A 19,572-nucleotide genomic window follows, 5' to 3' on the forward strand; every position below is an offset into this window, starting at 1 on the left:
TACGGCCGTAAACTGTGGTCTTGCGAGCGGTGCTTGCTGGCCTGCTTCAAAACTATTGCTGTCTTTCAGAGGTTCCCTTAACGGTGAGCGCCCCAAAACTGGTCATTGGAGCACCTGCTGAATCGCCTCTTCCGAGCATGTTTAATCGGACAAAAACGAATCCAACAAAAAAAAATCAACCCGAATCTCCTGCCCTGAATGGCTTGCCCAGAGAAGCCGGGGTAAACAACTTCTGTTTGATTGGATCACGTGACAATAGTACCAGTACCAGAATCGTCACCAGATACGGCAACATCGCCAACAAACTGGGGGACACGGCGAAACCCAATCCCTGAAAAACCAAATGCAGAATACTTGCCAGACCAAACAACCAGGCGCCAATTAATGCACGCTCCGGTCTCCAGGTAGCAAAAACCACCAGTGCCAGCGCAATCCAGCCCCTGCCGGCGGACATGTTTTCAGCCCACAAAGGGGTATAAGCCAGGGACAGATAGGCACCGGCCAGACCTGCCATGGCACCGCCAAAAGCAATGGCCATAAAACGAATCCGAATTACCGGCAAGCCGATTGAACGTGCTGCGTGAGGGTTTTCACCAACGGCTTTGAGTTTTAATCCGGCACGGGATTTATAGACGAACCAGCAAATTGCAAAAAACAACGCAAAGGTAAAATACACTAGCACGTCATGAGCAAACAGCGGCTTGCCAATCAACGGAATCGAGCTCAGCAGCGGAATACTCACTGGTTCAAAGCCGGTAATGGTTTTGCCCACATAGGGATAACCGATAAAAGCGCTTAGCCCGGTACCGAAAATAGTTAGCGCCAGTCCGGTCGCCACCTGATTGGCATTGAGTACCTGCACCACAAAACCAAACAGCAGAGACATTAATACGCCACCCAGTATAGCCATACAAACACCCACAAACAGACTGCCTGTTGTCGACGCAGCAATAAATCCGAGTACCGCCCCCATCAGCATCATGCCTTCCTGACCAAGATTCAGAACGCCGGATTTTTCGCAGATTAGTTCCCCCAGGGCAACCAACAGCAACGGAGTGCCGATACGTATCATGGCAAATAAAATATTGGTGATTAAATCAAGATCCACGAACAGTCGCTCCTTTGGCCGAATCCCACACCAGGCGATGGCTTACCAACAGATCTGACGCAAGAATGAAAAACAGCAACAGCCCCTGAAACAGACTGGTCACCGCGATAGGCAGATTGAGATTCATTTGTGCCAGTTCTCCACCCAGATAAATCAATCCCATCATGATGCTGGAGAGAATAATTCCCACCGGATTCAGACGCCCCAGAAATGCGACGATAATGGCAGCATAGCCATATCCGGGAGAGATCGTTGGAATTAGCTGGCCGATAGGTCCGGTTACTTCAATCACGCCAGCAAGTCCAGCCAAGCCACCACTGGCCAACAAACATACCCAGGTCAACGACCTGGCACTGAAACCTGCAAACCGGGCGGCATGTTCATCGGCACCACGTACCCGAATACGGAAACCCAGATGCAGACGTGACAGTACCACCCAAATTAAAAGGCAGCATAACAGCGCAATCACAATGCCCAGATGCACACGGGTATTGGGCCATATCACCGGCATGGCAGTCATGGATGACAGCATGGCCGACTCGGGAAAGTTAAATCCGGCCGGATCACGCAGCGGTCCGTGAACGGCATACTGCAACAGATTGAGCGCCACGTAGTTCAGCATAATCGTGGTCAGAATTTCATTGGTGTTGAAATGTACTTTTAACAGTGCAGCAATACCGGCCCAACATGCGCCCGCCAACATGCCGGACAACATAACCGGAACGATGGCCCAGTATGAGCTGGTCTCCAGAAACTGCAGCCCGACCCAGCCACCAATCAGGCCGCCGAATACAAATTGCCCCTCAGCGCCGATATTCCAGATGTTGGCTTTGTAACAAATCACCAGGCCGGCGGCACACATCAACAGCGGTGCCACTTTGACAGCCAGTTCGGTCACGCCATAGATGTCCTGAACCGGGGCGACGAAAAAGTTATAAAACACGGCTTGCGGTGATTTGCCCAGCAACGCAAAAAATATAGCGGATACGATCAACGTACCGGCTATCGCCAGTACCGGTGACAACCAGCGCATCAGTTCAGAAGGTTCAGGGCGTCTTTCAATTTTCAAACTCATGCTGCCTGCTCCTGATCAAATACACCGGCCATCCAGCGGCCCACCTCATCAATGGTTACCTCAGTGGTCGGTTTAACCGGTGCCAGCCGGCCATGGAACAATGCCGACATCCGATCACTGATCTGAAACAGCTCATCCAGATCTTCAGAAATAATCACCACAGCTGCCCCATTATTTCGCAACTCAATCAACGCTTCATGGATGGTTTTCGCGGAACCGAAATCAACACCCCAGGTCGGATGTGCAGCGATCAGTACCTTGGGTTGCTGAAGAATTTCCCGACCAATAATAAATTTTTGCAGATTACCACCGGACAAACTCGATGCCGGAGAACGTGAGTGATGGCACTTTACACCGAACGTGGAAATCACCTGATTGGCAAACTGACGAATCTGTTTCAGTTTCAGCCAGCCGGCCGGACCGGTCATCGGTGATGTCAGCAGACCATTTTCCTCCAATGAGAATTCAGGAATGGCACCACGGCCATTGCGCTCAGGTGGAACATAGGCCATGCCGAAGGAGCGTCGCTGTGCCGGGTTCAATCTGCCTATGGCCCGGCCGTTAATGGTTAACTGTTGCGGCTGCTGACACAGCATTTCTCCGGACAAAATACTGAACAACTCTTCCTGGCCGTTACCGGCCACACCGGCGATACCCAGGATTTCCCCGGCCCGGATTTCCATATTCAGATTCTTGAGGCTGACACCAAACGGATCATCGGATACATGGGATAATCCCTGCAACGCCAGTAGCGTTTCTGAACCCAGACGTTTTTCATATTCACGTTCCAGCTGGGTCTGTGCCCCCACCATCAGACTGGCCAGTTCATTAACGGTAGCCGTCGCCACATCAGCTTCTCCGACATTTTGTCCCTGGCGCAATACCGAAGCCTTATGACATAGCGCTTTGACTTCGTTGAGTTTGTGACTGATAAACAGAATTGAGCAGCCTTCGGCGGCAAGCGCTCTGAGCACGTCAAACAGAGAATCGGCCTCCTGGGGCGTCAGTACTGAAGTCGGCTCATCAAGAATCAACAGTTTAACGTCCTGAATCAGACAGCGAATAATCTCCAACCGCTGACGTTCACCTACCGATAAAGTATGAACCAGCCGATCAGGCTCCAAAGGCATACCATAGCGTTGGCTGACAGTAAGTATTTTTTCGCTGAGTTCGCCAATCGTCAGGCTGGACTCTGAATAGGCCAGGGCTATATTTTCGGCAACGGAAAGTGTTTCAAACAGGGAAAAATGTTGAAATACCATACCAATGCCCAATTTCCGGGCATCCGTAGGCGCATGAATATCCACCTCTTTTCCTTCCCAGATGATTGAACCTTCATCGGCATGGGTGACTCCATAGATGATTTTCATCAGCGTGCTTTTGCCAGCACCGTTCTCTCCAAGCAAAGCATGGATTTCACCGGGCTGAACGGATAAAGAAACACTTTGATTGGCGATACATCCGGGATATCTCTTGGTGATATTCCAAAGACTAAGTCTGGGATGGTGACCTTGCACTATATGATTCTCATTAATTCAGTTGAGCGAATAGCGTTGAAATGGCTTCTTAGCAATTCTCTGACCATATGGTCAGTAGGCTATAAACAGGAGGGGTATTGTATACACTCAAGAGGGTCTAGCACAAAAAGCGGGCGATAAAATTTATTCGCGCACCGAATTGGAAATCATGATGCGAAAACATCATGATTTTCTGACCAATCAGTCAATTTTTATGGTCGGAACCAAATCAGTAGCAAAGTAACTAATGCTGGCAGTGCCTGTACCCAAATAATACGGATATTAGCTGTTAACCCACCAAACACACCAGCAACGGCAACACAGCCAAGAAAGAAAACACTCAGGGACGTGGCCATTGGTGATCCTGCCACTAAACTCCAAAACAGGCCCGCAGCCAGAAAACCGTTATACAGCCCCTGATTGGCAGCAAGTGCTTTGGTGTCATTGGCAAACTGTTCCTGTAAACCAAACATTTTCCGGCCAAAGGGTTTATTCCATAGAAACATTTCCACCAACAGAAACAACACATGCTGGAGGGCAATCAGAGCAACCAATACTGAAATGGCAATAGTCATCAACAATCCTTACCTGGCAGATATAAAGCCGGCATGTTAATCCGAGCCAACAGTAAACCGCCAGTATTTAATCGTTTTTGTTCATTGAAGTAGAAAGGGTCTGCAATACTGCAGACCAAAAGACACGTAAAGGTGTGGGAAATCTCGGAATCGTCTCAGCCGTAGGCGGGTGCAAACTCCTGTCCTTGTTCTGCAATCGGCCCATTGGCTCCCCAATAGGGTGATAACTTCCGCAGTTTGGCAACAATAGGAGGAACCGCTTCAATCACCCGCTCAACTTCTGCCATCGTGTTATAGCGGGACAGGGAAAACCGCACGGTTCCATGAGCGGCGGTATAAGGTATTCCCATAGCCCGCATCACATGACTGGGTTCCAGAGAACCGGAAGTACAGGCTGAGCCACTCGATGCAGCAATTCCCATCTTATTGAGTAACAACAGGATGGCTTCGCCTTCGATATATTCAAAGGCAATGCTGACCGTATTGGGCAATCGATTGTCAGGGTCACCCGTCACAAAGCTGTAAGGGATAGCTGACAGCAACCCCTGTTCCAGGCGATCACGCATAGCCCGGACCTCAGTGTTCTCGGTTTCCATATGAATCATGGCAAGCTCAGCGGCCTTACCAAGGCCAATAATACTGGCGGTATTTTCGGTACCGGCACGACGCCCTCGTTCCTGATGACCACCACGCAGATAAGGGCGAAAACGCGTCCCACGCTTCAAATACAGCACACCGATACCCTTGGGGGCATGCAGCTTATGGCCGGAAATGGATAACATGTGGATGTCACTTTCAGCGACATTAATAGCAATTTTCCCAGCCGCCTGAACGGCATCGGTATGAAACATGACGCCCGCATCAGCCGCCATTTCGGCCATTTTCTCCACTGGAAACAAAGTGCCACTTTCATTGTTCGCCCACATCACACTGACGATAGCAACACGATCGGACAAACGTGCTCGATATTCATCCAGATCCAACCGTCCTTTGTTATCCACTGCCAGACGATGTATGGTATATCCTTCGCTTTCGAGGTGGTCCACCAGACTCAGAATTGCCGGATGCTCGACCACCGTAGTAATAACTTCTTTACGTTCCGGCTGTGCTGCCAGAGCAGACATAATGGCTGTGGTATCAGATTCTGTACCACAGGAGGTAAAGATAATTTCTGATTCATGTTCTGCGCCGATCAGCTGCTGAATCTGTTTTCTTGCCTGCTTAATCGCGAAGCCGACTTTATTGCCAAAACTGTGCAGCGACGAAGGATTGCCAAACTGCTCAGAAAAATACGGTAGCATGGCCTCAACCACTAACGGGTCAACCCGGGTGGTGGCATTGTTATCAAGATAAATATCAGCCATGACTACACCCCCGCCAGCGCAACAGGCATTTCAGAATCCGGAATCACTTTCACAAACTCTCCCAGCGCTTCCATCAGCTTTTGTTGTATCCCGCTCAAGGTCAGCGCCGCCATCTGACAACCACTACAAGCGCCGGTGAGATGGACGTAGATGTTTTTGTCCATCACTTCCACCAACTCCACATCCCCACCGTCACGGCGAAGATTGGGCCGAACGTCATCCAGTACCGCTTCGATTTTGCGGATGCGCTGTAAACTGGTCATGGCACCGGTAGCGGCAGCTGCAACAGCAGGTTTATGACGCTTTGGCAATGCTCCAACACCTGCCGGTACAAAGGTTTCACCGCGCTCTGCCAGTACTTTGGCCAGCACTCCCTCAATGCCTTCGTGGCAGGCTGCACAACCGCCACCGGCTTTGGTGTAGTTGGTCACTTCTTCGACCGTGGAAAGATGGTTAGCGCGAATGGTTTCCTCAATCATCACTTCGTCAATGGCAAAGCACTTACAAATCAATGCGCCTTCTTCGTGATCGTCGCTCCACTCTTCGCCGCGATAATTGGCCACGGCGGCCTGCAGAGCTTCGCGTCCCATGACCGAACAATGCATTTTTTCCGGCGGTAAACCATCGAGATAGTCGGCGATGTCCTGATTGGTCACCTTGAGTGCCTCATCGATCGTCATGCCCTTGATGATCTCCGTCAGCGCAGAAGAGGAAGCAATGGCCGACCCACAACCAAATGTCTGGAATCCGGCTGCCTCAATCACTTCGTTTTCGGGATTGATTTTCAGGGTCAGCCGCAAAGCATCACCGCAGCTTAATGACCCCACATCCCCAATTCCATTGGCACCCTCAACGGCGCCGGCATTTCTCGGATCAAAAAAATGCTCTTTAACTTTTTCAGAATAATCCCACATGCTTGCCTCTCCTCAATCTCTTTCTGGCCCAGCGACTTCAGACGATGGGTTGGATTCGGTACGGCCCTGCCATGGTTTGGCAGCCAATGGACAGGGCCAGATAAATACCGTTAACAGGAAAACGATTTACCGCATCCACAACTGTTACTGGCGTTAGGGTTTTCAAACTTAAAGCCACTGGCTTCCATGGATTCGACATAATCGATGATCACGCCCTCGATCAATGGCAGGCTGTTTGCGTCCACCAGCATTTTCAATCCGGATACTTCAAAAATCTCATCTTCATTGGTTGCCTGCTCTTCCAGCTTCATACCGTACTGAAAGCCGGAACATCCTCCGCCTTCAACACGAATGCGTAACCCCAGGACAGGTTTGGTCGAGGATGCAATGAAACGGCTGACCGCCGCGATTGCGTTATCTGTCATATTGATCATGTCGCTTTCCCCTGGAAAAAGTCTGCGTTCTCGTCACAGATGAAAACTGCAACGCCTGTGCCATGGGGAATTTAATCGCTAAGCGATTGATTTTGATTGTTTTTCGGACTTAAACAGAGGAAGGAGTGTTGTTTGATTTAGATCAACTAAATCGGCTTTGTCACATTTACGACAGACTGCAGAAGAGATGAAACCATGACACATCCCTGTGTCATGGCTATTACGGTCAGGTGAACACCAGCTGTCCCATACCATACACTGCCAGACATCCAAGCGTGTAAGAGAGCAACAACAGCGGGAAATAGCGAATGTATGCCCCGAACGTCAGCCCCTTCACTTTACTCATGGCCACTACACCCGCCGCTGAACCAATGACCAACAGGGATCCACCGACTCCAACAGAGTACGTTAATACCATCCACTCTGGTTTGGCCATATCGATACCGGCTTTTAACAATGCGGCTGTCAACGGCACGTTATCAATCGCAGCAGACAACAGCCCCATCAGGTAGTTCGCAGCGAATGGCGGCAATACGTGGTAAATCTGTACCAGACTGTTGAGCACATGAATTTCTTTCAGCACTCCAACAATCATCAAAACCCCCAGGAAGAACATCAGGGTTTCAAACTCAATAATACGGATATATTCCATGATCGGATCTTCATCGATGTCTTCATTGAAGAAACGGGCAATCAGGAACATCAACGACAATCCGGTCAGGAAGGTCAGCACCGGTGGAATCTGGAAGAAAATATTCAGCAGGATCGTACCGACAATCGTACACAGGAAGGTGATGCCGATCAGCATATCCACCTGGCGCACTTCTTTGGAGTGACTGCGACTGATCTCAATGGTTTCACTCGATGCGGTCATGGACAACGCCACGGCCAGAACCATGACTGCCGCCAGAGCAGGCGCAATCAGATAGAGCAAATCAATAATGGATACCTTGCCGGCCAGGAAGACCATCAGCGTGGTCACATCACCGGTGATCAATGACACCCCACCCGAGTTGACCGAAAAAACCACCAGGGTAGCAAACTTGATGGTTTTCTTATCGGACAATCGCAACGACAAAATCAATGCCATGGAAACCAATGTCGCGGTGATGTTGTCAGCCAGCGAGGAGAATACAAAGCAGAATATTGCCACCAGAAACATCAACGCCCGCTCGCTGATCCGGTTGGGCAGGATGATGTATATCATGTTTTCGATCATCCCTTTTTTATTCAGGTAAGCGACGAACGTCATGGCCGCCAGCAGGAACAACCAAAGGCTGGCAATTTCGGCAATATTCTCACCCAGAGCATCGATAACTGACTCATGACCTTCCGTTCCGGAGGAACTGATAAACAGAATGATCCAGGAGATAGTCCCTACGAATAACGTTGTCTTTGCTTTGTTGATATGAATTTTTTCTTCCAGCACTACACCCAGCAAGGCGACAACTGCAAGAGCAACCAGAATAATATTCAACATTGAAATTAATCGCTTATGTGTTCAGATTTAAAGGAGGTTTGACGCAAGTCAAGGAAAATTGGAAGCGGGATGATACCGGCTTTACCAGCAACATGCGACGGGTGACAGGGAATAATTACTATTTTTTTCCTTATCACCCCATCGATCATATCCAATGGCTACAGCCGTTACTTTGTAATGGTTTCCACTTGATTTGACGATACCCTGAACTCTTGATGATTTCCGGTGATTAGTTCCTCACCAGTTCATAGGCCTCGCGAATTTTCTGGGTTTTTTCTGTGGCCAGCTTGACCATTTCCTCGGGCAACCCTTTGGCAACCAGTTTGTCGGGATGATGTTGGCTCATTAACCGTCGATATGCCTTCTTGATTTCGGCCTGTGAACTGTCTGACCCTATACCCAGCAGTTCAAACGCCTCCTTCCGGGACATGGACTGCTCTGCCCGTGCGGCCCGATGGCCGGAATGCTGGTAATCACCGCCGATGCCGATAGCCGCTTTCACCAGTGCTTCAATCTGGCGATATACATCTTCGTGAAACCCCAGCAACTCACATAAGCGCAACAACAATGCATCTTCACTCGGGTGTAATACACCATCGGCATACGCCGCCTGAACCTGAATCTCCATGAACATGCGCATCAGATTTGCGCGCCGGCCACATTCACTGCGTAACTGTTTCATCACATCTTCAAGGGGAAAATCCGACTCCTTGCCTTTGTAGAACAGCTTTTGGGCAGCCTGGCGCATCTCTGCAGACAGGTTCATCTGCTGCATCACCGTCTCAGCCATGGCAATTTCATTTTTGGATACCCGGCCATCCGCCTTGGCCACCGCGCCCATCACCGAAAACGTCGCAGTGAAAAAAGCCATCTGTACTCGTTCCTGTTCTCCTGGAGAAAGGTCAGGCCCGTCTATATTGGTAAAGTGTTTGGCACCCACATCAACGTTATGCCCAAACACCACTCCCAGCAATGCACCTATTGGTCCTCCCACCAAAAAGCCAAAAGCACCACCTACTATTTTTCCCCACCAGCTCATCTGATACCTCTCGTCTGCAAGCCCTACATTGAGTCATGCCGGATCCTCCCGGCGGCCTATATCTTACCCATTAATGCCAGGGATAATCCCTTGAAAGCAGCAAAATTTTTCATTCTCCACACAAAATTAATGAGGTGAGGATGCAAACATCTTTTTAAAACCCGATCTAAATCCGACTCATTATGACGGCTGCCAGTACTTCTGCTTATTCATCAGATAAACCACCTGGCTCTGCTTGCTGAAAAACCATGAGGCTGTTAAAACCGAAACCTGACAATCGATATAAGGGTAATCTCTTCGTGGCGGTTTCATTAAATTACGTGTCATTGATCCGGCGTTACTGGCCAATGCTGGGTTTCGGACTTATTACGGTTTTTTGGGGTAATTTCGGTCAGTCTTTTTTTATCAGCTGGTTTGGAGCCGCCATCCAGCGGGAGCTCAACCTGACAGCCACCACTTATGGGCTGACTTACTCTGCCGCCACGGTTATCAGCGGCCTTTCCATCATGATACTGGGAGGGCTGATTGATAAAATCAAAATCCAGCATTTCGTCCTGTTGTCCAGCACAGGGCTATTCCTGGCTGCGCTGTTCATGTCTCAGGTCCAGAGTGTCAGTATGCTGTTACTGGCATTTTTTATGTTGCGGTTTTTTGGCCAGGGCTTGTTACCCCATACCTCTGGCACCGCCATGTCAAAATACTTTTCCAGCAATCGCGGCAAGGCATTGAGTATTTCATCAAACGGCGTGCCGCTCGGAGAAGCATTATTGCCGGCAATCGCGGTAGCGCTGATCGCAGCCATTGGCTGGCAACATACCTGGCTGGTAGTGGCCATCACGGTTCCATTGCTGTTTCTGCCGATGGCGCTGTGGCTGCTGAAAATATCCGGTCCGGCGGAAGCTGAACAGACCACGTACTCCCACACAGCAGCAGGTCAGGCCGACGGCTCCCGGCGGACACTGCTGACTGACCGGCGTTTCTGGTGTGCACTGCCGCTGGTGTTGATGCCGCCGTTTTCCGTCACCGGGATATTCATTCACCAGGGTTTTATTCTGGAACAAAAACACTGGTCGAGCACATTGTTTGCGCTGACGTTTACCGTCTATGGGGTCATACACTGGTGTGCATCATTTGTCACAGGACCACTGATTGATCGCTACAGCGCCACCCGTTTATTCAGTTTTCTGGGTGTTCCTTTTGCCATTGGCCTGATCCTGACCGGCTCACTGAATCACGTCTACATGGCGTTTGTCATGATGATCATGATGGGCCTGGGCATGAGTATGATGGGATCGGTCGTCGGTTCCATGTGGGCAGAGGTTTACGGCACTGCCAATCTGGGCAGTATCCGCTCGCTCATAACATCCCTGATTATTTTGAGTACGTCGGCTTCGCCGATACTGCTGGGTTTTCTGATTGATCACGGAATGACCGCCAATCAATTACTGACGGCCCTGGGAACATACGCCCTGATCAGTACGATATTGAGCTTGTTTTCCTATCACCGCCGGATCGCCATACCCCGTCGATGAACATTGCCGGGAGTTCGTCTTACTGATTCAACGCAGCCATGATGTCAGCAATCTTGCGTTTCAGCCGCATCTCGTTGGCTTTACCCATACGAACATACAGCTTCTGGATCGGGTCCTGAGCTTCATTTCCTTCATCCAGGAATTCATATCGGCCATAAGCATCCTGGGGTTTCAGGTAGTAGTTGGTCTGTTCAATCGGGTTGGTGTCCAGCAATACCTGTAATGCCTGCCGGGTACGTGATGCGAACGAGATATTGCCATAGCCCAGCAACGAAAACTCTTCTTCGAATCGCGGCAGGTAAACCTTATAGGTGGCCACCAGTGTTGAGGTTTTGAGGTTGGAAATCATATCGATATAGGTGACATAACGAGCATAGTTGTTCTCGCTGATGGCGAGCCCAGCAGATGTTTCCCGGGCAATAAAGTTACTTCTGGGCGTAGGCACCACCATTTGCCGATAAACGAGATCATGCTCGGCAATACCGTTGATCACTGACACAAAACGAGACACCAGATTATCAGTCAGTACCCATTGAGTGATCAGGTCTGCCGAAGGCTCGTCGTTATATAATTCTCTGGCCCGCTCCTGAATTACCTCAGCCTTTGGCGGCTCACCGTCAGTACCCAGGTCGTCAATGGTTGCCAGGGTTACTGGTTCAGCAACTTTGGTGGGTTGCCCTGATTCTTCGGATTGTTCTGCCAATTGCTCATTAAAATCCGGATCCAGAGTCTCTGCGGTGCTGGCTTGATTGGTCGTCTGACCTGACGACGTGGATGGCCCGTTGGGGCTGACATTGGAAGGCGTGTCCGGAACAGGGATGGTTTCGACCGACGTAACAGAGTCATTATCGCGAACCAGGTTGCTGAAGAAACTGCTGGATACAAAACCGGCAATCACGATGGCCAGAATAATAATCAACAAAATCATGATATAAATCAGCGGAACCCGACCCTGCTGATTCCGACGATTTAACATAACTGACTGGCCTTTTTTTATCATAAGACTGCGACTCCACGTTCTGACCGGATATGTACAGAGATCGTTCAATACTAAGGTAAAGCGGTACTGCCTTCCAAGGGATTCAGGTATTCTACAGAGTTTTTACGCTGGTAAATTTCAGGCAATGCTCCAACAGGCTTTATATCTTCTCGAACACACTTATGGCTATTCAGCCTTTCGCGGTCAACAGCAGCATATCATCGAATCCGCGCTGGCCGGTGAGGATGTGCTGGTTCTGATGCCAACCGGTGGCGGCAAAAGCCTGTGTTATCAGATCCCGGCACTGATACGCCCAGGTCTGGGCATTATCGTGTCACCGTTGATCGCCCTGATGCAGGATCAGGTTTCCACATTAACGCAACTGGGCATCAAAGCAGCATTCCTGAACTCGACGCTAAGCGCGGACGAACGACGCACCGTCGCGTATGATCTGCGCCAGGGAAACATAGACCTGCTCTATATCGCTCCGGAGCGGCTGCTGCAACCTGGCACATTACAGTGGCTGCAACAGTTTCAGATCTCTCTGATTGCCATTGATGAAGCGCACTGTGTCAGCCAATGGGGTCATGACTTCCGGGCCGATTATCTGCAATTGAATCAATTGCGCGAGGCTTTCCCCGGGGTGCCAAGAATAGCCCTGACCGCCACTGCCACCCCCCGGACTCAGGAAGAAATTGTTCAGCGTCTTGAGCTCAATGCCCCAAAGCAGTTTGTCAGCAGTTTTGACCGACCGAACATTCGTTACTCGGTTCAGGCCAAACAGGACGGCCGCAAGCAGCTGATCAAATTTCTGGCCACCCAACGGGGCAACTCAGGCATCATCTATTGTCTGTCGCGGAAGAAAGTCGAGGCGACCAGCGAATGGCTGCAAAGCCGTGGGTTGAATGCACTGCCGTATCATGCCGGACTGCCAACCGAGTTACGGGCTCATCATCTGACCCGTTTTCTGCGCGAAGAGGAGATCATCATGGTGGCCACCATTGCCTTTGGGATGGGCATCGATAAGCCCGATGTACGCTTTGTGGCGCATCTCGATCTGCCCAAAAGTATGGAGGCTTACTATCAGGAAACCGGCCGCGCCGGTCGTGATGGCGAACCCGCCGAAGCCTGGATGGTCTACGGCCTCAATGATGTCATGCACTTGAGTCAGATGGTGGACCGCAGCGAAGCTCATGAAATCTTCAAACGCAATGAAAAAGCCAAACTTGAAGCCTTGCTGGGATGGTGCGAGGAAACCAGTTGCCGGCGTCGCTCTCTGCTGGCCTATTTTGGTGAACAACACGAGACCGACTGCGGCAATTGCGATACCTGTCTGACACCCCCCAAAACCTGGGATGCCACTGAACCGGCGCGCAAGCTGTTATCGTGTATCTATCGCACCGGCCAGCGCTTCGGTGCCGGACACGTTATCGATGTGCTGCGGGGAAAAATGAATGAACGCATGAAGGATCTCGGCCATAACCACTTAAGTGTATTTAACATTGGTGCACAACTCAGTGAGCAAAAATGGCGCTCTATTGTCCGACAGCTACTGGTCAAAGGATTTATTCATTCCGACGCGGATCAATACGGTGCCATCAGTCTGATGGAAAGATCCCGCCCGTTATTACGGGGCGAAATACAGCTGTTTTTGCGTGAAGATATTGACTCCAAACCTGAAAATATGCGAAAAACCAAAACCTCCCGCTACAACGAAGTCAGTGACAATGATCGCGAACTCTGGCAGGCGTTGCGGGCCTGCCGGAAAACCCTGGCCGACGAATTCGGCATCGCTCCGTATATGGTCTTCCACGATGCAACCCTAATGGAAATGATGGAATATCGTCCCGAAACAGCCGACCAGTTACTGGGCATTTCCGGTGTGGGCGAATCCAAGCTGGAAAAATTCGGCGATGCGTTTCTGGAGGTTTTGCGGGAGCATGCTGAATAATTCTGTAACGTAGTGTACTCATTGCTTCTTTACCAGCAGTAAATACCCGCCGGGTTCTGATATATCCAACAGGAGTAATTATGGAAATAGATTACCTCAATGCCGGTTCGGGAGAATTGATTGTCCTGGTCCATGGTGCCCTCGCAGACAAGCGCATGTGGATACCGCACATGAATCTGTTGCAGGATAAATATGAAGTGCTGTCACTGACCCAGCGTCACTTTGATGGCCAATCTCAAGGCCCATTCGGATTGAATACTCACGCACAGGATCTGGCAGAGTTTTTGGGTAACCAGTTTTCAACGCACTCACGTATTCACCTGATTGGCTGGTCTTATGGTGCCGATGTTGTACTCAATACCTTGACTCAACATGCATTGCCAGTGTCCAGCGCCATGGTCTACGAACCCGGCTTTCCAGGCTGTGTCAATGAGACAGATATGGCACTGCTGGGTAGCGATGCCCAACAGATGTTTGGCCCGGTATTCAGCGCAGTAGCAGAAGGGCAACTGGACAAGGCGGTGGAAGCATTGATCGATGGTTCGGGCAACCAGACCGGTTATTTTCACTCGCAACCGGAAGTCCTGAAAAAACAACAACTCGAACTTGCCAACACGCTGCCGCTACAACTGGATCGCAGTGAATTTCCCAAACTGGATGAAATCGCCTTGGGGAACCTGGACATCCCGGTCACAGTTGCTTTTGGCAGTCGAACCAGAAGCCTGTTTGGCGTTGTTTCTAAATCCGTGCACCATGCCATTCCAGGCAGTCAATTGTGCGAAATCGAAGGTGCGAATCATATGTTGCCGCTGGAAAGCCCGGACAAATTCACCACCATTATTTCAGAACATATGGAAAGGATTCAGCGATAATTCAGCGTGTGCATCAGACACTACCGTTCATCAGGGGATGCGGATAAATCCCCTGATCATTTCGTTATCCATCAGCCGGCCAAGAACACCCGGCTGTTTCAATCTCTGACAACAAAGCACAAAAAATATAAGGATCATAATGAAATACCATTACCTTCTGCCATTCATCGCAATCGGTGCGTTTACCGGCTGTGCCACTGCCCCTACTGAACTGAAGGACGTTGAGGCCATTTCATACGCAGACACCGTCTACCTGAAACAGGAAGATGTGTTTTCAGCATTCAATGCGTATGAAACTAAAATCAACAATCGTGTAAACCGGTTGGAATATCAGGTCAATGAACTGGAATCCAGATTGGAAAATATGGCTACCAGTGCTGACAACAACTCGACGGTGGAAATCGTCGATGGCAGCCGAAAACAATGGGCCTGTACCCTGACCCATTCAGAGAAACGCTTTATGGCGCAATCATTGAATAAGGCAGCAGCTACATTTAACGTGATTAATAAATGTCTGGCTGGCGGTGTCGATGATTTTTATTGTCAGGAAAGAGATGTCGTCTGTTCAGACGAATAATATCGGCTCCGTGCCACTATCCACGCCAGCCTGACCTCAACACAGGCTGGCTCGTCACCGTCACACGGTTGACTCTAAAACAAATTTTCAGCTACCGGCGTTTTCGATACCTTTTTGCTTCAACCAGTCACATGACGGTTGGTAGCCGGATGAACAGGCTGTGGTCTGCATAAATACATCATCACCAACCGATTTTCCGTCATACGACACCGCAATGTTATAGCAACTGTCAAAATCGCTCGAACAAACCTGTCCGGCGACATTTTTCCAGCTGACGCAGGCGGAACCATCTCCCAACAGGCAGGATTGTCCAAAATACTGGAGTGCCGAAACATTTTCGCCGGCCTGTTGATGCTGTACTCCAAGGTTGGTACACGCCACTGAGTCCTTCAGGCTGCACCCCATTTCCCAGAACGAGACCGCTTCCCCAGCCTTTCCATCGGCATAATACTGATTGCCGACATTGGCACATCCCACGGAACTGCCCAGCCTGCAGGCTTTTTTATTCCAATACAGCGCATCATCGGAACGGTCTGCGAATTGCAGGCAGGCCGCCGCATCACCACCATCGCATTGGATCATCAGTGGATCACCGGCCGGAAGCGGCAGACCCGCAGTTTCTTCGGTCGAATTCCCGCAACCGGCCAGAGCCATCGCCAGACAGCCACCAATGCACCAGCGGAACGATGTTGAAAACAGGTGGATATTGTTTTGAGGCATATTCATTGAATACTCCTTTTCAGGTAATTAAATCGATGACGCTCGCTGTGGCTTTGAGTGTAGCTGCGTTGAACAAAAATGCTGCATCGACACACGGCTCCACAATGCACCATTTTGGGTCGGCGACTATAATATGATTACTGCACCCGGTCGAGCGGCCATGTACTAAAACTGTGGAGTCAGTCACTGACCATATTCAATCTGCCCGACGGACAGGTCATCACGGTAACAACAAAGGGAAACGGGCAAGGTGTCCAGCAAAGATGCCGTGCAGGGACAGGGAGAGAGAAAGAGCAGAAAGAGGACAGGAAGAGAAGAATCTGACGACCGGCCGGTCATGAATGGTTAAGCGACCAGCCGGGTTATTTCGGTCAGGCCAGGACCTCGTCAAACAGATCATGCATCATGGCAAACGCCCGTCTGGCAACAACCGGATTATATTGAGTCCTGCCAGGCATATTGGCGTAGGGATCGGTAAACGCATGCAGGGTTTTACCAAAATTCACCAGCTGCCAATCGGCTCCAATACGAGTCATCTCAGCTTCAAATGCCAGTCTTTCAGCTTCGGGTACTAACGGATCATCTGCCCCGTTGAGTACCAGCACCGGTCCGGCGGGGGTTTTGGACTGTTCCGGGTTCGGTGTCTGCAACAAACCATGCAACGAGACGAATGCCTTCATCGGCACTCCGGCGCGAGCCATTTCCAGGATACAGGCACCACCAAAACAGAAACCAAACACGGCGAGATTGTCTGCATTGACCCCCATCGCCGTGGCCTCGGTTTTCAGCACTTCATAAGCGGCCTGTAACCGACTGCGCAGACCAGCGTTATCCTGGGCCAGTCGTTGCATTTCATCCCGCAGCGCTTCAACAGAGGCAGAATGAAATTCCACACCATAGGGGTCCAGCACCAGAATCACACTGTCTTGTTTTACCTGCTCACTGGCCACTTCAATCGCCAAAGGACTGATCCCTTTAAAATTGGGGGCCATCAACAGCCCGCGAGTTGGCTTGCTGCCTTCCACATACACCAGGCGGCCTTCGAAAGATCGGCCCTCGTGCTCGTAGGCTATCGGCTTAACTATGACTTCACTCATGCTTTGTTCTCCGTGGTCCAGAAAAAATGTCTGCAGATGACTCGTCACCGTCGACATGATGGCCAAATTTATCACTCGATACGAAACGCTGAAACCGTTGGCGGTCATCTTCACTCAATCCATTCAAAGGGTGCTTTTTTGCCCATGTCTGTATGGCATGACCGCCTTCTGATCAAAGACCGGATTGATGAATGGTCGAGGCGTTAATCCATTGCCTCCAAATCATAAATAATGGCACTGGCGACATCGATGACCGGTAGCTGGATACCTATTTTCATCAGTGCATCACCGCGGTATACACCGGCATCAGCCATCAGTGTCCGGTTGGGGCGAAGTTGCCCGTGGTGCGCATAAGGATCGTGAATGGCCGTCAGGCTATAACGTTTTTCCGGATCCAGGCCAGCCAGTCGCAGGCGACCCGGCATCAGGTAATCACAACGATCCAGTGCCGCAATGGTAAATGATGCACGCCGCTTGTCCGTCGAAACCACGCCATTGCACAGTAGATACGATTCCGGAGTATCGACCCGGATCCAGTCACCAGTATGGAAAAATGTCCGATTGTCTTTGTAATACGCCAGCATCTGTCTGACAGTGGCTTCGTCGTCCGCCGACAGGCTGTCAAGTGCCAGTTCCAGTCCCATGTGCCCATACAGGCTGGTCATCAATCGAAACATCAGATTGGTCGAACGACCGGTGGTGTGGGCTTTTTCAACACTGACGTGAGAGCCCATGATCTCGTTGCTGAAGAAAATTGAATAGGCCTGTTGCAGGCGCTGCCGTTCTACCGGGTCAATACAGTCGGAAGCCCAGACCCGTTGGGTATAGCGCAGGATCTCAAAATCGATCCGGGCACCACCGGAAGAACAGGACTCAATTTCCACCGTCGGATGGGCATCATTAATGCTGGCCAGCAATCGATAGAGCGCTTCCACCTGCCGATGCACTGACGCAACACCGGCTGATCCGGGCTGCACAAGATCGCGGTTCATATCCCACTTGATGTAATCAATGCGATATTGACTGAGCAAACCGTCGAGACGCTCATAGAGATAGTCAAATACTTCGGGCCGGGACAAATCCAGCACCATCTGGTTACGTCCAAGCACCTGATCATAACCGTCCAGCTTCAATACCCAGTCAGGGTGCGCCCGATACAGATCGGAGTCGGGATTAACCATCTCCGGCTCAAACCATAAACCAAACTCCATACCTTTTTCATTCACCGCATCAATCAGATACTGCAACCCGCCGGGGTGTTTCCGCTCATCCACATACCAGTCGCCAAGACCGGCAGTATCATCATTGCGTCCGCGAAACCAGCCGTCGTCCAGAATAAAACGCTCCACCCCCATTGACGCGGCCTGGTCTACCAGTTTAAGCAGAGCCTTTGGTTCATGAGAGAAATACAGCGCCTCCCAGGAATTAAAATGGACCTTGCGAGGCTGAGTGACAACATCCAGACGCAGGCGTTTTTTCAGAAACCGGTGAAACTGCAACGACATCTGACTGAGACCATCACCGGACCAACTGCCATAAAGCCACGGCGTCGAATAGCTTTCATCCTTCGCAAGGGCAACCTCTCCTGGATACAACCACTCACCTGCCTGAATATAACGCCCGCCCTGAACGGCTTTTTCCGCCACCAGGCGATGGTTACCACTGGCGGCCAGATGCAGCCCAAAGACTTCACCACTCTGTTCGGTAAAGCCTGGAGTCCCGGCCACGATTCCGGGAAAAGCGTCACTGGAAGTCCGTCCTTTGCGATTCTCTTTGACCACCCGGTTGGCCGGCCAGCGCTGTCGCCCGGTGACAAATTCTCTGGCCCAATGTCCATGAAAAGTTAACAACTCATCGGCATAGCCAGGCAGGCTGACGGTGTTGCTCAATCGATGCACTAAAAACTCACTGTCCGCAGTATTGGTCAGGCTGGAGTGAAAACCGACAACATCGGTTTCGGTATCCATGGTCACGGTAATGGTCAAGATGAGTTGAGCAATCTCATCCCGGGCACAAAACACCAGTTCCCGGTCAGATGCCTCCACCGCTGTCAGCTGAAAGCGCGGTGCCCAGTGTTGCCGCTGACGATGCCCTTCAATTCCGGCTTCACCGTGAAAGCCGGCTCCGGGTTCCGGTACGATTGACAAAACCGGGAACTGATCCAGATATCCGGCCGTCAATACAGCATCCGTCAGACCAGCCAGTTCATCGTCTGTTGCAGACTTTAGCGTCTTTCCCCAATAGACCACTTCAGGCAATCCATGTTGACAGGATTTGATGATGATCGACGAACGTGTGCCATGCAGGCGATACCAGGCATTCATGAAGACAGACTCCT

17 protein-coding genes are annotated in these 19,572 nt (G+C 50.6%); 4 read left to right on the forward strand and 13 right to left on the reverse strand.

The window, feature by feature from the left end; translation table 11 throughout:
* Positions 1-175 precede the first annotated feature (175 nt).
* The 9 genes from YC6258_RS21565 to djlA form a co-directional block, all read right to left on the reverse strand.
* Positions 176-1,108, reverse strand: a complete 933-nt coding sequence (locus tag YC6258_RS21565) for an ABC transporter permease (RefSeq protein WP_044618747.1) — start codon at positions 1,106-1,108, stop codon at positions 176-178.
* A complete protein-coding gene (locus YC6258_RS21570) occupies positions 1,098-2,183 on the reverse strand; it encodes an ABC transporter permease (RefSeq protein WP_044618748.1) in 1,086 nt (361 codons plus the stop codon). Before YC6258_RS21570 ends, YC6258_RS21565 begins: the two co-directional genes overlap by 11 nt.
* A complete protein-coding gene (locus YC6258_RS21575) occupies positions 2,180-3,700 on the reverse strand; it encodes an ABC transporter ATP-binding protein (RefSeq protein ID WP_211264569.1) in 1,521 nt (506 codons plus the stop codon). Before YC6258_RS21575 ends, YC6258_RS21570 begins: the two co-directional genes overlap by 4 nt.
* A 212-nt stretch (positions 3,701-3,912) precedes the next feature.
* Positions 3,913-4,275: a DUF1304 domain-containing protein gene (locus tag YC6258_RS21580; protein ID WP_044618750.1), complete on the reverse strand. Its 363-nt coding sequence runs from the start codon at positions 4,273-4,275 to the stop codon at positions 3,913-3,915.
* A gap of 155 nt (positions 4,276-4,430) precedes the next feature.
* Positions 4,431-5,639 (reverse strand): cysteine desulfurase NifS, encoded by a 1,209-nt coding sequence (gene nifS, locus YC6258_RS21585; protein ID WP_044618751.1) that lies wholly within the window; start codon positions 5,637-5,639, stop codon positions 4,431-4,433.
* Between the two features lie 2 nt (positions 5,640-5,641).
* The gene (nifU, locus tag YC6258_RS21590) at positions 5,642-6,553 is read right to left on the reverse strand and encodes a Fe-S cluster assembly protein NifU (protein WP_044618752.1); all 912 of its coding nucleotides are present in this window, start codon (positions 6,551-6,553) and stop codon (positions 5,642-5,644) included.
* 110 nt (positions 6,554-6,663) lie between these two features.
* A complete protein-coding gene (locus YC6258_RS21595) occupies positions 6,664-6,987 on the reverse strand; it encodes a HesB/IscA family protein (RefSeq protein ID WP_044618753.1) in 324 nt (107 codons plus the stop codon).
* 226 nt (positions 6,988-7,213) lie between these two features.
* The gene (nhaD, locus tag YC6258_RS21600) at positions 7,214-8,467 is read right to left on the reverse strand and encodes a sodium:proton antiporter NhaD (protein WP_211264570.1); all 1,254 of its coding nucleotides are present in this window, start codon (positions 8,465-8,467) and stop codon (positions 7,214-7,216) included.
* Between the two features lie 229 nt (positions 8,468-8,696).
* Positions 8,697-9,506, reverse strand: a complete 810-nt coding sequence (djlA, locus tag YC6258_RS21605; protein ID WP_044618755.1) for a co-chaperone DjlA — start codon at positions 9,504-9,506, stop codon at positions 8,697-8,699.
* A 299-nt stretch (positions 9,507-9,805) separates the two neighbouring features.
* On the opposite strand from djlA, the gene YC6258_RS21610 reads away from it, so the two are divergent.
* On the forward strand, positions 9,806-11,038 hold the full coding sequence (locus tag YC6258_RS21610) for an MFS transporter (protein ID WP_245626978.1): 1,233 nt from the start codon (positions 9,806-9,808) through the stop codon (positions 11,036-11,038).
* Positions 11,039-11,057: 19 nt separating this feature from the next.
* On the opposite strand, the gene YC6258_RS21615 is transcribed toward YC6258_RS21610, so the two are convergent.
* Entirely contained in the window at positions 11,058-12,014 is a 957-nt protein-coding gene (locus YC6258_RS21615) for a DUF3014 domain-containing protein (protein WP_169749007.1), read from the reverse strand.
* A gap of 148 nt (positions 12,015-12,162) precedes the next feature.
* Here YC6258_RS21615 and recQ point away from each other — a divergent pair, with 148 nt between their 5' ends.
* The 3 genes from recQ (at position 12,163) to YC6258_RS21635 (ending at position 15,417) form a co-directional block, all read left to right on the forward strand.
* Positions 12,163-13,968, forward strand: coding sequence for a DNA helicase RecQ (gene recQ / locus YC6258_RS21625; RefSeq protein WP_044618759.1), 1,806 nt, complete (start codon positions 12,163-12,165; stop codon positions 13,966-13,968).
* Between the two features lie 80 nt (positions 13,969-14,048).
* On the forward strand, positions 14,049-14,840 hold the full coding sequence (locus tag YC6258_RS21630) for an alpha/beta fold hydrolase (protein WP_044618760.1): 792 nt from the start codon (positions 14,049-14,051) through the stop codon (positions 14,838-14,840).
* Positions 14,841-14,979: 139 nt separating this feature from the next.
* On the forward strand, positions 14,980-15,417 hold the full coding sequence (locus tag YC6258_RS21635) for a hypothetical protein (protein WP_044618761.1): 438 nt from the start codon (positions 14,980-14,982) through the stop codon (positions 15,415-15,417).
* An 87-nt stretch (positions 15,418-15,504) separates the two neighbouring features.
* Here the strand turns inward: YC6258_RS21635 and YC6258_RS27635 are convergent, their stop codons facing one another.
* The 3 genes from YC6258_RS27635 to YC6258_RS21650 form a co-directional block, all read right to left on the reverse strand.
* A complete protein-coding gene (locus YC6258_RS27635; protein WP_052830472.1) occupies positions 15,505-16,143 on the reverse strand; it encodes an SEL1-like repeat protein in 639 nt (212 codons plus the stop codon).
* 365 nt (positions 16,144-16,508) lie between these two features.
* Entirely contained in the window at positions 16,509-17,234 is a 726-nt protein-coding gene (locus YC6258_RS21645) for a dienelactone hydrolase family protein (protein WP_044620290.1), read from the reverse strand.
* A gap of 203 nt (positions 17,235-17,437) precedes the next feature.
* A complete protein-coding gene (locus YC6258_RS21650; protein ID WP_044618762.1) occupies positions 17,438-19,558 on the reverse strand; it encodes an alpha-galactosidase in 2,121 nt (706 codons plus the stop codon).
* Positions 19,559-19,572: the final 14 nt, after the last annotated feature.

It is taken from the genome of Gynuella sunshinyii YC6258, assembly GCF_000940805.1.
Taxonomy (GTDB): domain Bacteria; phylum Pseudomonadota; class Gammaproteobacteria; order Pseudomonadales; family Natronospirillaceae; genus Gynuella; species Gynuella sunshinyii.

Bases quoted from the DNA above. Each gene is read 5' to 3' on its own strand.
- YC6258_RS21570 (WP_044618748.1), bottom strand. From the start codon at position 2,183: ATGAGTTTGAAAATTGAAAGACGCCCTGAACCTTCTGAACTGATGCGC.
- YC6258_RS21580 (WP_044618750.1), bottom strand. From the start codon at position 4,275: ATGACTATTGCCATTTCAGTATTGGTTGCTCTGATTGCCCTCCAGCAT.
- nifS (WP_044618751.1), bottom strand. From the start codon at position 5,639: ATGGCTGATATTTATCTTGATAACAATGCCACCACCCGGGTTGACCCG.
- nifU (WP_044618752.1), bottom strand. From the start codon at position 6,553: ATGTGGGATTATTCTGAAAAAGTTAAAGAGCATTTTTTTGATCCGAGA.
- YC6258_RS21595 (WP_044618753.1), bottom strand. From the start codon at position 6,987: ATGATCAATATGACAGATAACGCAATCGCGGCGGTCAGCCGTTTCATT.
- nhaD (WP_211264570.1), bottom strand. From the start codon at position 8,467: ATGTTGAATATTATTCTGGTTGCTCTTGCAGTTGTCGCCTTGCTGGGT.
- djlA (WP_044618755.1), bottom strand. From the start codon at position 9,506: ATGAGCTGGTGGGGAAAAATAGTAGGTGGTGCTTTTGGCTTTTTGGTG.
- YC6258_RS21615 (WP_169749007.1), bottom strand. From the start codon at position 12,014: ATGTTAAATCGTCGGAATCAGCAGGGTCGGGTTCCGCTGATTTATATC.
- recQ (WP_044618759.1), top strand. From the start codon at position 12,163: ATGCTCCAACAGGCTTTATATCTTCTCGAACACACTTATGGCTATTCA.
- YC6258_RS21630 (WP_044618760.1), top strand. From the start codon at position 14,049: ATGGAAATAGATTACCTCAATGCCGGTTCGGGAGAATTGATTGTCCTG.
- YC6258_RS21635 (WP_044618761.1), top strand. From the start codon at position 14,980: ATGAAATACCATTACCTTCTGCCATTCATCGCAATCGGTGCGTTTACC.
- YC6258_RS27635 (WP_052830472.1), bottom strand. From the start codon at position 16,143: ATGAATATGCCTCAAAACAATATCCACCTGTTTTCAACATCGTTCCGC.
- YC6258_RS21645 (WP_044620290.1), bottom strand. From the start codon at position 17,234: ATGAGTGAAGTCATAGTTAAGCCGATAGCCTACGAGCACGAGGGCCGA.
- YC6258_RS21650 (WP_044618762.1), bottom strand. From the start codon at position 19,558: ATGAATGCCTGGTATCGCCTGCATGGCACACGTTCGTCGATCATCATC.